The organism is Jeotgalibacillus sp. JSM ZJ347 (assembly GCF_044383825.1).
Taxonomy (GTDB): Bacteria; Bacillota; Bacilli; order Bacillales; family Jeotgalibacillaceae; genus Jeotgalibacillus.
In genome coordinates, this window is sequence record NZ_JBISEN010000001.1 from 470,870 (window position 1) to 484,029 (window position 13,160).

The window sequence follows — 13,160 nt, forward strand, 5'->3', positions numbered from 1 at the left end:
TATATAATGAGGGGGCATATAGAGTCTGGAGCAGGAGGTTGGCCATGAAAGCAGAAGAAGGAAAATACAATATTAAAGCAGTATCTAATATGCTTGGTATACAACCTGGTACGCTGAGAGCCTGGGAAAGGCGTTACCGGATGATTGCTCCTGTGCGCAATGAATCCGGACATAGGCTATACACAGATGATCATATTAGAAAGCTAAAATGGCTGGTTTCAAAAGTAAATGCCGGATTTACAATTAGTCAGGCAGTAGCGCTCTCTGAGCAGGAAAACGAACATATAACGTCCGGTGATCAAAATGAAAATCAGCTGACGGTATTAAGAGATGATCTATTAAGCGCCTTGATGAAATTTGATGAGAGCAAAGCGCATGACCTCATAAATGAAGCTTTCTCTTTGTATACGGTTGATAAAGTCCTGATTGACATACTTGGTAGTATATTAATAAAGATCGGTTTACTTTGGGAAGAGGGGCGGATTACAACTGCCCATGAGCATTTTGCAACATCTATCCTAAGATCAAGGATCGGGATTTTAATGCACTCTTTCCCTCAAAACAACTTTTTACCAAAAGTTGTAGCTGTTTGTTCTCCTGGTGAGTGGCATGAGCTGGGCTTATTAATTTTTACGCTATACATCCGCAGAAAAGGATTCAACGTCATCTATCTTGGTTCAAGTATTAAAGAAGGGGATATCCAAACTGTTCTTGATACGGTAGAACCGAAATTTCTTTTCATGTCATGTACATTGCAAGCCAATCTGTCACGCGCCAAAGATCTGATCAAAGAACTCGAAACAGAATATAAAGATCTAGTTATTGGGCTTGGCGGGCATGCGGTTAATATGATGAAAGATGAGGAAAGAAAAGGATTTGAAAAAAACCTGGTCGGTCTGAATAAAGAAGATTGGGAAGACTGGATCAGTAAATCACTGAATATGTCTGCAAATTAATTGTATCGGATAGTAAAAACTCCTATTATGATAAAATAGGAGTTTTTTAAATAACCGGGGTTCTCCGGTTTGCATCGAGGAGTGAATGTAGTGAAAAATGAACAGGTAATCGTAATTGGTGGAGGACCATGCGGACTTTCAGCGGCGATTGAGCTGAAGAATAAAGGCATAAATCCGTTAATTATAGAAAAAGGGAACATTGTGAACGCCATCTATAATTACCCTACTCACCAGACATTTTTTTCATCCAGTGAAAAGCTTGAAATTGGTGATGTTCCATTTATTATAGAGCAGCATAAGCCCAAACGGAATCAGGCGCTAGTGTACTATCGTGAAGTGGCATCAAGACATCGCTTGCGCATAAACCGTTTTGAAAAAGTGGTAAACGTGACAAAACAGGATGAACGTTTTTTAATCCAGACAGATAGAGAACTTTATTCTGCAGAAGAGGTAATTGTTGCAACAGGTTATTATGATCATCCAAATCAGTTAACCTGTCCCGGTGCGGAACTTCAGAAGGTTCATCATTATTTCAAAGAGGCACACCCATATTTTGATATGGACGTTGCTGTGATCGGCGGTAAAAATTCTGCAGTCGATGCTGCAATTGAACTCCAAAAAGCGGGAGCAAGAGTAACTGTATTGTATCGGGGCAGTGAGTATTCACAAAGCATAAAGCCGTGGATCCTGCCGGAATTTGAAGCGCTGGTGAAGAATGGTACGGTGAACATGATCTTTAATGCTGAGTTGAAAGAAATTACGCACCATTCGCTCATTTATACAGATGGGTTCGAGGAACGTGTGATAGAAAATGATGTAGTATTTGCAATGATCGGTTATCATCCGGACCATTCTTTTATTGAAGCAATGGGAGTGGAGATCGATTATGATTCCGGACGCCCATTATTTAATCCAGATACAATGGAAACGAATGTAAAGGGGATTTATATTGCAGGAGTCATTGCAGCAGGAAATAACGCAAATGAGATTTTTATAGAAAATGGCAGATTTCATGGAAAGCAGATCGCGGAGGCAATCAGTCAAAAAAGAAGCTGAACGTTCAGCTTCTTTTTTGTATGTTTATTTGAACATTGAAGCGATATAATCCGGATCATCTGACTGTGATAACCCAATCATCAGCTTGAGTCTGGCTTTCTGACCGTTTAAACCATTTGAAAATATTACGCCCTTATTTTTTAAATCACGGCCGCCGCCTTCGTATCCATATACATCCTGAGTGATACCGTTAAAACATCTTGATACTAAAACGACAGGAATATTATTATTAATTAACGCTTCAATCCCTTCAACAGTCGCCGGCGGCAGGTTTCCCTGACCCAGCGCTTCAATAATGACGCCATCAAAATTCAGGTTTGCAAGAGCACTGAGAAGCCTGGAGTCCATACCTGCATAAGCTTTTATGATCGCTACGTTTTTACTCAATTGTGAAATTGAATATTTCACATCTAATTTGGGCGTATGATGAAATAACACGCCTCCTTTTGTGACAATACCGATCGGACCATACTGCGGACTTTGAAAAGTGGATACATTACTTGAATGCGTTTTTGTCACGTTAACAGCAGTATGAATCTCGTCATTTAAAACAACCAGTACCCCTTTACCGAACGCCTCGTCAGAAGTGGCCACTCTGACAGCGCTGATAAGGTTATAAAGACCATCTGAGCCGACTTCATTGGACGATCTCATAGCTCCTGTTAGGACGATCGGTATAGAAAGTCTTAGCGTCAGATCAAGAAAGTATGCAGTCTCCTCCAATGTATCAGTACCATGTGTAATCACCGCACCATGAATTCCCTGCTCCAAATAATACTTTTCAATCAGCTTCTTTAACTCGAGCATATGATCCGGGGTAATATGCGGGGAAGGAAGTGTAAAAGGAGTCTCCACAATAAAATCTGCATAATCGTTCAGATTTGGCGTATGTCTCATTAGAGGGTTATCGCCTTCCGGTTTGACTGCTCCTGATTCATCCTCAGACATTGAAATTGTGCCACCGGTATGTATGAGCAGTAATTTTTTTTTCGACATTAGTTCCCTCCTGAAAAAAGTTATTTGTATAAATCAATTCTTTTCCATGATACGATGAGAAAAACGGATTGAAAAGAGGCAACAGCATGATCGCTCTTATTTCAGCTGCGATAGCACCGGGACTTGCTCTTCTTAGTTACTTTTATTTAAGAGATCAATATGAAACAGAGCCAATCAGAGTCGTATTCAGGGCCTTTATATTAGGGGTCGCTGTAACGTTTCCCGTGATGTTTTTACAATATGTCATTGAAGTGGAAATAGTTTTTTCAAACATGTTATTGCAGTCTTTTTTGACTTATGGATTGTTAGAAGAGTTTTTTAAATGGTTTATTTTATATTTTTTCATTTTCCATCTTGTTGAGTTTGATGAGCCTTATGATGGAATTGTCTATGGTGCTGCAGTTTCACTCGGCTTTGCTACGCTCGAAAATGTGTTATATCTTGCAGTATACGGTCTTGAGGCTGCATTAGGAAGAGCGCTGCTCCCTGTATCAAGTCACGCATTATTTGGTGTGGTGATGGGCTATTACATAGGAAAAGCTAAGTTTCACATAAATAAAAAACTGTTCATCCTGGTTTCGCTTCTGCTGCCAATTCTACTTCACTCAACTTACGATTTTATTCTGATGAGCAGCCAAAACTGGATCTATTATATGGTGCCTTTCATGCTGTTTTTATGGTGGCTGGGATTATGGAAAGTAAAAAAAGCTCATATCCTGACAGATGCGCACCATAACACCAGAGTGACATAGCCCTTTAAGGTTTACTGCTGAATCGATATCACATGTTAAATCTCCAGAGTGAATATGTGTAAAGCGCCTGAGACAACGTTGTCTCAGGTTTTTTTATTTTTACCATAAAGTCCGGTTAGTAATGAACGTACTCTATTTATTCAAAAAAATTTACCTGTATAGATTACCCGAATTGGTTCAGATTAATATTATTCAGTTTGACAGGAGGGTTCTGTATGAAGAAAAAAGTTTGTCTGGTAATGATTGCTTTTTCGATTCTATTTGGCAATGCATCTTACACTGATGCCTTTAGCGGACAGGTCATTCAAAAAGGGGCTTTTGGAGATGATGTCATTGAACTTCAGTCCCGGCTGCAGTATATAGGCTATTACAAAGGTCAGATTGATGGAGATTTCGGCTGGGGAACTTATTGGGCTTTAAGAAATTTTCAGAATGACTACGGGATGGAGGTAGATGGCCTTGCCGGACCGGAAACAAGACAAAAACTGGTGAATGCGAGTAATTATAACGAATCATTTGTCCGTAATAATCTTAATAAAGGGGTGAAATTCACACATTACGGGGGGACTCCTTTAGAAAATCAGGTGAAATCGGAAACAGTATCTAAAAAGTTAACATTACCAAACGGTTATTCAGAAAATGATATAAAACTAATGTCAAATGCAGTCTATGGTGAAGCAAGAGGAGAGCCTTATGAAGGACAGGTTGCTGTTGCTGCGGTGATTCTGAACAGAATTGAAGATGAGGCTTTTCCAAACACAGCTTCAGGCGTTATTTTCGAACCGCTTGCATTCACTGCAGTAGCGGATGGACAAATCTGGCTGACTCCGAATGAACAGGCCAGACGTGCTGTAATGGATGCAATTAATGGCTGGGATCCATCTGAAAATGCATTGTATTATTTTAATCCGGTTACAGCTACCAGCAAATGGATATGGTCAAGACCGCAAATTAAAAAGATCGGTGAGCATATTTTCTGCCTATAAGTAAGGAGAATGAAAAGATGAACTGGAAAAAAACAATACTGATTATTTTATTTTTATTAGCATTTTCAGCAGCAGCTTTTGCAGCTTACCAAAAAGGTCAGGCGAATGCCCTGCAGAACCATATGGAGAATCAGTATCAGCGTGCATTTCATGAAATGACCTTTCAAATGGATCTGCTTCACGATGAAATTGGGTCAACTCTTGCTATGAATGGCGGCCGTACGCTATCTCCCGCTCTCACTGAAGTGTGGAGGCTGACTTCTATGATTCATTCTGATATTGGTCAGCTTCCACTAGGGATATTACCTTTTAGCGAAATGGAAAAGTTTCTGATGAAAATAGGTGAATTCAGTTATAGAACATCAGTCAGAGACCTGTCTTCAGAACCGCTTACTGATGATGAATATAGCAAACTTGAACAGTTATACAGTCAGTCTGCAGAGATCCAGAATGAACTGAGAAATATACAGCAGCGGATTCTGGATGAAAACCTGAGCTGGCTTGATCTTGAGGACCTGATGGCAACGGGAGATGCAAAAGCTCAGCCGATAGTGGACGGTTTTGCGAAGGTTGACGGTACAGTTAAAGGGTATGCTTCTGAAACTTTCGCTCCTACTGAACAGGAAACAGCTTCCCAGCGCAGAAAACAGCTGCAGCACTTAAGCGGTGATACGATTGATAAAAATGATGCATTAAAAATTGCTGAAAGTTTTACGGGTAAAAAATTAAATGATGCCAATGTTTCACAAAGTCTAGATGGCTCATCTTATCCTTTTATGACTGTAACTGATCCTGAATCATCTTTCTCAATGGATCTTTCACTGAAGGGCGGATATCCGCTTTATATGATTAAAGACAGAGAAATTACGTCAACATCGCTCAGTCTGAATCAAGCATCCGCTGAAGCTGAGAAGTTTCTTAAACGCAATAATCTGAATGACCTTAAGCTTGATAAAGGCCAGCAGACTGATCATAGTGCGTCATTTACATTTTCAAAGTATTTGCAGGATGACGACGTGTGGGTGCTTGATGATTCAATCTACTTAAAGGTAGCCCTTGATAATGGTGAGATTCTCGGCTTTACAGGATATGATTACTGGGCAGGGTACGGGGAGATTGATCTTCCTGAAGCTAAGCTGACCGAAGAAGAAGCGTTAGCACTGCTGCACTCAGAGTTTGAAAATGCCGAAACCAGAATGACGCTGATCAGAAATGAACTGGATGAACATGTCATATGTTATGAATTCACCGGTGTGACAAATGATGAGACGTTTCGCATCTATATTAATGCATTGAATGGTCAGGAAGAAAAAGTAGAAAAGCTCTAAGTATATTTACTAAAAAAGGAATTGAAAAAGTCGTGTTCCATGAGATAATACCTATATCGCGTAATTTAGGTGGGTGTATCAGATGAAAATTGGAACCGTTTTAACGATTGAACCGATGCATGCTTCACAGAATGATAAATATAGAAGCAGACTTGTAGAAGTAAATGAAAACAGACTGTTTATAGATTATCCAATTAGTATGACAACAAATAAAACCGTTTTTCTGGTTGATGGCATGCAGTTGCGCATCAGTTTTACGAATGAGAATCATAACGCTTTTTCATTCGAAACTGAAGTGAAAGGGAGAAAGCAAGGGAATATTCCCATGATTCTCCTTGATAAGCCGGATGAAAAAGATTTGATAAAAATTCAGCGCAGGCAGTTTGTCCGTGTTCAGACTTCTATAGATGTTGCTGTAGACGCAGGTTCAGCGAAGTGTAATACTGTTACAGAAGACATCAGTGCAGGCGGACTGTCATTTATCATGAAAGATCTGCACCTGCAGTCAGGGGACCGGATCACGCTCTTTTTAGTACTTCCGATGAGAAATGGGGAAACGCAATATTTAAAAGCTGAAGGACAAATTACCCGGACCAAAACAGTAGACCAGATTCAAATAGGAATGGTGAAATTTCTAAATCTGGCAGCGAATGAAAGACAACTTTTACTGAGGTATACATTTGAATGTCAGTTAAAAATGAAAGAAAAATAAGTCATGAGCGCTCATTTTACAGATTTACCTGAAATGAGCGCTTTTTTACTGTTCATTTTTTTGAGAAATCACTGTTTGTGATACAATAATTGAGATTATATTAGATTGAGGAGAATTAACAGTGACTATGAAAAAGAATATCCGCATTGCGCTTGATGGACCCGCAGCCGCAGGTAAAAGTACTGCTGCGAAAAAAATTGCAGAAAAGCTGGGGTTTATTTATATAGATACAGGTGCAATGTATCGCACACTCACGTATAAAGCATTGAAAAATCAAATTGAACCAAAAAATGAGCAGGAATTGTACACCCTTTTAATGAATACTGTAATAGAGCTGAAACCTGGTTCAGATGGACAACTTGTATTTTTAGATGGAGAAGAAGTAACGTCAGAGATTAGACAACAGGATGTGACAAAAAATGTTTCTGATGTGGCGCTTCATCAGCTCGTCAGAACCGAAATGGTAAGAAGACAGCAGGAGCTTGTCAAAAATGGTGGGATTGTAATGGATGGACGCGACATTGGAACAGCTGTTATTCCTGACGCTGAATTAAAAGTATTTATGTCTGCAACAGCTGAAGAGCGGGCAAAAAGACGCTATGAGGAACATAAAAAACAGGGAATCCACTCTGATTTCAATCAGCTTAAAGCTGAGATTGAACAGCGGGATCATATTGATTCAACAAGAGCTGTATCCCCTTTAGTTAAAGCTCATGATGCTGTTGAACTGGATACAACTCATATGAGTATATCTGATGTAGTAAATAAAGTAACAGCGTTAGCTGCTGAGCGGGGGGCGACAATATGAATTTATACGCATTTGCCAAAGGATTAGTAAAATCTGTTCTGACACCTGCATACAGAATACGTATTGTGGGTAAAGAACATATACCTAAAGATGGTGGAGTCCTGATTTGTGCGAATCATATCAACGTTCTTGATCCGCCTGTTGTGGGAATTACATCTCCACGCCCTGTGTCATTTATGGCTAAAGAAGAGTTATTCAAGATGCCGGTATTAAAAAAACTTCTTCCAAACCTGAACGCTTTTCCAGTCAAAAGAGGAATGAGTGACCGTGAAGCACTTCGTAAAGGGTTATCTCAATTAAAAGAAGGCCATGTTGTCGGTTTATTTCCTGAGGGAACCAGAAGTAAAGACGGTGAAATCGGAAAAGGATTAGCGGGAGCAGGCTTCTTTGCTTTAAGATCAGATGCTGCAGTGGTCCCGTGTGCTATTATTGGACCATACAAGCTGACAAAACGTTTAAAGGTTGTATACGGAAAACCAATTAATATGGCAGAGCTGAAAGAGAGAAAAGCATCCGCAGTGGAAGTGACAGAAATCATCATGAATGAAATCAAAACACTTTCCGACAATCATCGCTAAAAGTTCTCGCTTGACAAACAGGGCTATTTATTAGAAGTTAGTAGTATATTCTGAATTTAACATTAAACTGTGAATTTTTTCACATTTAAGTCAATTTCAGCAGTCTTGGATTAAGGAGGAGTACATATGACAGAGGATATGAACAACATCGAAGTAAACTCATTAGAGGTAGGAAATCGGGTTACCGGTACTGTAACCAAGGTGGAGGAAAAACAGGTTCTTGTAGATGTGAAAGACAGCAAGATAGACGGTATTATTCCGATTTCAGAACTTTCGAGCCTCCATGTAGAAAAAGCCTCTGACGTTGTGAAAGAAGGCGACGAGCTTGACCTGGTTGTGACGAAGGTTGAAGAAGAACTGCTCGTGCTTTCTAAGCGTAAAGTCGAAGCTGAAAAAGCCTGGGAAGAAATGAAACGCAGGTATGAAGCAGAGGAAGTATTTGAAGCAGAGGTTAAGGACGTTGTAAAAGGCGGACTTGTCGTAGACCTTGGTGTCAGAGGGTTTGTACCTGCTTCTTTAGTCGAAGATTACTACGTAGAAGATTTTGAAGATTACAGAGGGAAGTCACTTACTTTCAAAATTGTTGAACTGGATGAAGAAAAGAACAGACTGATTCTCTCTCACCGTGCTGTAATTGAAGGTGAAAAGGCTGAGAAGAAAAAAGAACTTCTTGAAAAAATTCAGGCTGACGATGTACTTGATGGTACCGTGCAGCGCATCACAGATTTCGGTGCATTTGTAGATATTGGCGGTGTCGATGGACTTGTCCATATTTCACAGCTCTCACACCAGCATGTAGAAAAGCCGTCTGATGTTGTTGAAGAAGGACAGAAAGTTCAGGTGAAAGTACTTTCGGTAGATCGTGACAATGAAAGAATATCATTATCTATTAAGGAAACACTGCCTGGGCCTTGGTCTGACATTGAAGAAAAAGCGCCAAGAGGTGCAGTGCTGGATGGGAAAGTAAGACGCCTTGTATCATATGGCGCATTTGTAGAAGTGTTCCCGGGTGTAGAAGGTCTGGTTCATATTTCACAGATCTCCCATCAGCACATTGGCACGCCTCATGAAGTACTTGGTGAAGGCGAAGAAGTACAGGTTAAGGTGCTTGATGTAAATGTTAACGATCAAAGATTGTCATTATCAATTAAAGAACTGAAAGAAGATAAAGGTTCAGCAGTTCAAAACTATGATATGCCAGAAGAGTCATCAGGCTTCCAGCTCGGTGAAATGATTGGTGACAAACTAAAAGATTTAAATAATGATAAGTAATTAGGTGAATAATTGTGAGTAGAGCGAAAAGAAAACTGGATCATATACAATATGCTTTAACTGATAAACAATCCGGAATGACCGGTTTTGATGATGTCTTAATCGTTCATCAGAGTCTTCCTGATTGCGCTGTTGATGATGTTTCTCTTCACTCTGAAGTTGGCGGACTTATACTAAGTTCGCCTTTTTTTATCAACGCGATGACTGGCGGTGGTGGAGAGAAAACATCAGAAATCAATGCATCACTTGCCAGGGCGGCTAAAGAAACCGGTATTGCGTTATCTGTCGGTTCTCAAATGTCTGCCATTAAAGATAAACAGGAGCGCCATACATATGAGGTGGTTCGCAAGGAAAATCCTGATGGTCTTATTTTTGGAAACATCGGTAGTGAGGCAACCGTTGCACAGGCGATCGAAGCAGCAGAAATGATTGAAGCAGATGCATTGCAAATTCATTTAAATGTGATTCAGGAGCTTGCAATGCCTGAAGGAGACCGTGATTTTAACGGGGCACTTGAAAGAATCGGGCGAATTGCAGATGAACTTCCAATTCCGGTTATTGTAAAAGAAACGGGCTTTGGAATCAGCAGTGAAGCTGCGCAAAAATTAAATCAGACATCAGTTGCTGCGATTGATGCAGGTGGATATGGCGGAACCAATTTCTCAAGTATTGAAAATAACCGTCAGGAAAGAAAAAAATCATTTTTTAATGAATGGGGAATCCCCACAGCTGCTTCTATTGTTGAAACTGCAAGTGTGACTTCAAAAAGCGTTCTCTCATCTGGTGGCATCCATCAAAGTTCAGACGTACTGAAAAGCTTGATTTTAGGCGCATCTGCTGCGGGTATTGCCGGATTATTTTTAAAAATTTTAACTGAGCAGGGTGAAATGAAATTAATAGAGGAAATCATAAATTTTCAGGAAGATCTTATGATGATGATGACTGCCTTAGGGTGCAGATCAGTTTCAGAATTACATCGTGTACCTGTTGTGATCAAAGGTAATTTATACCACTGGCTTAGTGTAAGAGGCTTAAATCCTGAACTATTGAGTGTGAGATCCTGACTTTTTCTCTCCTCTTTTTTAACAAAAAAGCTGATTTCCTTAAAAAGAAATCAGCTTTTACTTGTATGGCCGGATATTGTGCATTAAATTAAATACTGATACAATGATTTGGCTGTATAGAACGAATAAATTGAAAGTACACTTATATTAAGTGTGTAGAAAGGGTGAACGTCATGGCAAAAGCAAAGCCGGTCGTTGCGATAGTTGGTCGCCCAAATGTAGGGAAATCCACTATTTTTAACAGAGTTGTAGGAGAAAGAGTGTCTATTGTGGAAGATACTCCTGGTGTAACAAGAGATCGAATTTACAGTTCAGCTGAATGGCTGAATCATGATTTTAATATTATTGATACAGGCGGTATTGATATAGGAGATGAACCATTCTTAGAGCAGATCAGGCAACAGGCTGAGATTGCGATTGATGAGGCTGATGTCATTATTTTTATGACGAACGGCCGTGAAGGGCTTACATCTGCAGATGAGCATGTAGCAAAAATTTTGTATAAATCAAATAAACCGGTCGTACTTGCAGTCAATAAAGTCGATAACCCTGAGATGAGAGATCAGATTTATGATTTCTATGCGCTTGGTTTTGGTGAACCTTATCCAATCTCAGGCTCACACGGGTTAGGTCTTGGTGATCTGCTTGATGCAGCAGCTGAACATTTTGATAAGCGTGAAACTGAGGACTACGGTGATGAAGTTGTTAAGTTCTCTTTAATTGGACGTCCGAATGTAGGGAAGTCATCTCTTGTCAATGCTTTACTTGGAGAAGACCGTGTTATTGTCAGTAATGTAGCGGGAACTACCCGTGATGCAGTAGATACGCCTTATAAGTATGATGGTCAGGAATATGTGATTATTGATACTGCAGGGATGCGGAAGAAAGGTAAAGTGTATGAGTCCACTGAAAAATATAGTGTACTTCGTGCACTCAGAGCGATTGAACGCTCTGACGTTGTGCTTGTACTGATTGATGGGGAAGAAGGCATTATCGATCAGGATAAAAAAATTGCAGGATATGCTCATGATGCAGGACGAGCGGTCATTATTGTGGTGAATAAATGGGACGCAGTTGAAAAAGATGAAAAAACGATGGACAAGTTCGAAAAGTCTATCAGAGCTCATTTTCAGTTCCTCGATTATGCACCAATTGTGTTCGTATCTGCACTCACGAAAAAGAGAATCCATACACTGCTTCCAGTAATTAATATGGCAAGTGAAAATCATTCAATGAGAGTCCAGTCAAGCATACTGAATGAAGTTGTGATGGATGCTGTAGCAATGAACCCAACACCTACTGATCACGGTAGAAGACTGAAGATTTTCTACGCAACTCAGGTAGCAGTCAAACCACCTACATTTGTTATATTTGTAAATGAACCTGAGCTGATGCACTTCTCATATGAAAGATTTCTTGAAAATCGAATCAGAGAAGCCTTTGGTTTTGAAGGGACACCGATCAGGTTAATTGCAAGAGCTAGAAAGTGAGACGGAGGAGGAGTTTGGATTGGCAAAACTTCAAATCGCTGTACTTGGAGCCGGGAGCTGGGGAACAGCTCTGGCGATGGTACTAGCAGAGAACCATCATCAAGTTAGGCTTTGGACACATACTGAAGCACAGGCTGAAAAAATCAATGAGTCTCATCAAAATGAAAAATATTTACCAGGTATTGAGCTGCCTGAAAATTTGATTGCTTATTCTAATATTGAAGAAGCAGTAACCTCGGCAGAGATGATTGTTTTTGCAGTACCTGCTAAAGCTACGCGTGAAGTAGCGGAAAAAGTAAACCTTGTCACAAAAAAACCTTCTGTCATTGTTCATGTCAGTAAAGGGATTGAACCGGATACACATTTAAGAATATCTGAAATTCTTGAAGACACGTTATCTGAAGCGATGACAGACCTTGTTGTTCTCTCAGGTCCAAGTCATGCTGAAGAAGTTGTGAAGAGACATCCGACTACAGTAACGGCAGCTTCAAAAAACATCGAAGCTGCAAAACAGGTGCAGGATGCATTCATGAATCAGCACTTTAGAGTCTATACTAACAATGATGTAATTGGTGTTGAGGTTGGCGGTGCACTTAAAAATATTATTGCACTTGCTGCCGGCATCACAGATGGTCTCGGGTATGGAGATAATGCAAAGGCTGCCCTGATTACACGTGGTCTTGCTGAAATCGCCAGACTTGGAACTAAAATGGGTGCAAATCCACTTACTTTTTCAGGACTGACCGGTGTGGGGGACTTAATTGTTACCTGCACAAGCGTCCATTCAAGAAACTGGAGAGCAGGTAATATGCTCGGAAAAGGTCATAAGCTTGATGAAGTACTGGACAGTATGGGTATGGTAGTAGAAGGTGTCAGAACAACGAAGGCTGCTTATCAGCTCGCTGACAAATACCAGGTATCTATGCCGATTACAAAAGCGCTCTATCACGTGCTTTTTGAAAATGTACATCCGAAAGAAGCTGTGGATCAGTTAATGGCGCGTGTTAAGACGCATGAAATGGAAGATCTGGTTAATATACTTGAAGATCAGGACGAAAAAACCGGGGGTTAATCCCGGTTTTTTCAATTGCCTGAACAGAAAGAATGAACATTTTCTGAAACTTTTAATCAGGATACATAGAATATTTATCCGTTATGCTAT

General features: G+C 40.1%; 13 protein-coding genes. 12 read left to right on the forward strand and 1 reads right to left on the reverse strand.

Annotation, left to right across the window (positions count from 1 at the left end; all coding sequences use genetic code 11):
• Positions 1–44 precede the first annotated feature (44 nt).
• Together ACH6CZ_RS02410 and ACH6CZ_RS02415 are read left to right on the forward strand one after the other, a co-directional pair.
• Positions 45–956: a MerR family transcriptional regulator gene (locus tag ACH6CZ_RS02410; RefSeq protein ID WP_374095828.1), complete on the forward strand. Its 912-nt coding sequence runs from the start codon at positions 45–47 to the stop codon at positions 954–956.
• A 90-nt stretch (positions 957–1,046) separates the two neighbouring features.
• Positions 1,047–2,012: a YpdA family putative bacillithiol disulfide reductase gene (locus tag ACH6CZ_RS02415; RefSeq protein WP_374095829.1), complete on the forward strand. Its 966-nt coding sequence runs from the start codon at positions 1,047–1,049 to the stop codon at positions 2,010–2,012.
• Between the two features lie 24 nt (positions 2,013–2,036).
• Here ACH6CZ_RS02415 and ACH6CZ_RS02420 read toward each other — a convergent pair whose 3' ends face one another.
• Positions 2,037–3,008 carry an asparaginase gene (locus ACH6CZ_RS02420; RefSeq protein WP_374095830.1) on the reverse strand — a complete coding sequence of 324 codons (972 nt, stop codon included), beginning with the start codon at positions 3,006–3,008 and terminating at the stop codon, positions 2,037–2,039.
• 86 nt (positions 3,009–3,094) lie between these two features.
• Between ACH6CZ_RS02420 and prsW the strand changes: the two genes are divergently transcribed.
• The 10 genes from prsW to ACH6CZ_RS02470 all read left to right on the forward strand — a co-directional run bounded on the left by prsW (position 3,095) and on the right by ACH6CZ_RS02470 (position 13,070).
• Complete coding sequence (prsW, locus tag ACH6CZ_RS02425; RefSeq protein WP_374095831.1) at positions 3,095–3,760, forward strand: glutamic-type intramembrane protease PrsW; 666 nt, start codon at positions 3,095–3,097, stop codon at positions 3,758–3,760.
• Between the two features lie 239 nt (positions 3,761–3,999).
• Positions 4,000–4,746, forward strand: a complete 747-nt coding sequence (sleB, locus tag ACH6CZ_RS02430; RefSeq protein ID WP_374096501.1) for a spore cortex-lytic enzyme — start codon at positions 4,000–4,002, stop codon at positions 4,744–4,746.
• A 17-nt stretch (positions 4,747–4,763) separates the two neighbouring features.
• Positions 4,764–6,074 carry a germination protein YpeB gene (gene ypeB / locus ACH6CZ_RS02435; protein ID WP_374095832.1) on the forward strand — a complete coding sequence of 437 codons (1,311 nt, stop codon included), beginning with the start codon at positions 4,764–4,766 and terminating at the stop codon, positions 6,072–6,074.
• 82 nt (positions 6,075–6,156) lie between these two features.
• Entirely contained in the window at positions 6,157–6,786 is a 630-nt protein-coding gene (locus ACH6CZ_RS02440; protein WP_374095833.1) for a flagellar brake protein, read from the forward strand.
• 127 nt (positions 6,787–6,913) lie between these two features.
• A complete protein-coding gene (gene cmk, locus ACH6CZ_RS02445; RefSeq protein WP_374096502.1) occupies positions 6,914–7,594 on the forward strand; it encodes a (d)CMP kinase in 681 nt (226 codons plus the stop codon).
• On the forward strand, positions 7,591–8,172 hold the full coding sequence (locus tag ACH6CZ_RS02450) for a lysophospholipid acyltransferase family protein (RefSeq protein ID WP_374095834.1): 582 nt from the start codon (positions 7,591–7,593) through the stop codon (positions 8,170–8,172). Before cmk ends, ACH6CZ_RS02450 begins: the two co-directional genes overlap by 4 nt.
• A 126-nt stretch (positions 8,173–8,298) precedes the next feature.
• On the forward strand, positions 8,299–9,444 hold the full coding sequence (rpsA, locus tag ACH6CZ_RS02455; RefSeq protein WP_374095835.1) for a 30S ribosomal protein S1: 1,146 nt from the start codon (positions 8,299–8,301) through the stop codon (positions 9,442–9,444).
• Between the two features lie 14 nt (positions 9,445–9,458).
• Positions 9,459–10,508, forward strand: coding sequence for a type 2 isopentenyl-diphosphate Delta-isomerase (gene fni, locus ACH6CZ_RS02460; protein ID WP_374095836.1), 1,050 nt, complete (start codon positions 9,459–9,461; stop codon positions 10,506–10,508).
• A gap of 173 nt (positions 10,509–10,681) precedes the next feature.
• A complete protein-coding gene (der, locus tag ACH6CZ_RS02465) occupies positions 10,682–11,998 on the forward strand; it encodes a ribosome biogenesis GTPase Der (RefSeq protein WP_374095837.1) in 1,317 nt (438 codons plus the stop codon).
• On the forward strand, positions 11,979–13,070 hold the full coding sequence (locus ACH6CZ_RS02470) for an NAD(P)H-dependent glycerol-3-phosphate dehydrogenase (protein ID WP_374095838.1): 1,092 nt from the start codon (positions 11,979–11,981) through the stop codon (positions 13,068–13,070). The genes der and ACH6CZ_RS02470 overlap by 20 nt, the downstream gene beginning before the upstream one ends.
• The last annotated feature ends 90 nt before the right edge of the window (positions 13,071–13,160 follow it).

Coding starts and splice junctions, on each gene's coding strand:
- ACH6CZ_RS02410 (WP_374095828.1), top strand. CDS start 45: ATGAAAGCAGAAGAAGGAAAATACAATATTAAAGCAGTATCTAATATG.
- ACH6CZ_RS02420 (WP_374095830.1), bottom strand. CDS start 3,008: ATGTCGAAAAAAAAATTACTGCTCATACATACCGGTGGCACAATTTCA.
- prsW (WP_374095831.1), top strand. CDS start 3,095: ATGATCGCTCTTATTTCAGCTGCGATAGCACCGGGACTTGCTCTTCTT.
- sleB (WP_374096501.1), top strand. CDS start 4,000: ATGATTGCTTTTTCGATTCTATTTGGCAATGCATCTTACACTGATGCC.
- ypeB (WP_374095832.1), top strand. CDS start 4,764: ATGAACTGGAAAAAAACAATACTGATTATTTTATTTTTATTAGCATTT.
- ACH6CZ_RS02440 (WP_374095833.1), top strand. CDS start 6,157: ATGAAAATTGGAACCGTTTTAACGATTGAACCGATGCATGCTTCACAG.
- cmk (WP_374096502.1), top strand. CDS start 6,914: ATGAAAAAGAATATCCGCATTGCGCTTGATGGACCCGCAGCCGCAGGT.
- ACH6CZ_RS02450 (WP_374095834.1), top strand. CDS start 7,591: ATGAATTTATACGCATTTGCCAAAGGATTAGTAAAATCTGTTCTGACA.
- rpsA (WP_374095835.1), top strand. CDS start 8,299: ATGACAGAGGATATGAACAACATCGAAGTAAACTCATTAGAGGTAGGA.
- der (WP_374095837.1), top strand. CDS start 10,682: ATGGCAAAAGCAAAGCCGGTCGTTGCGATAGTTGGTCGCCCAAATGTA.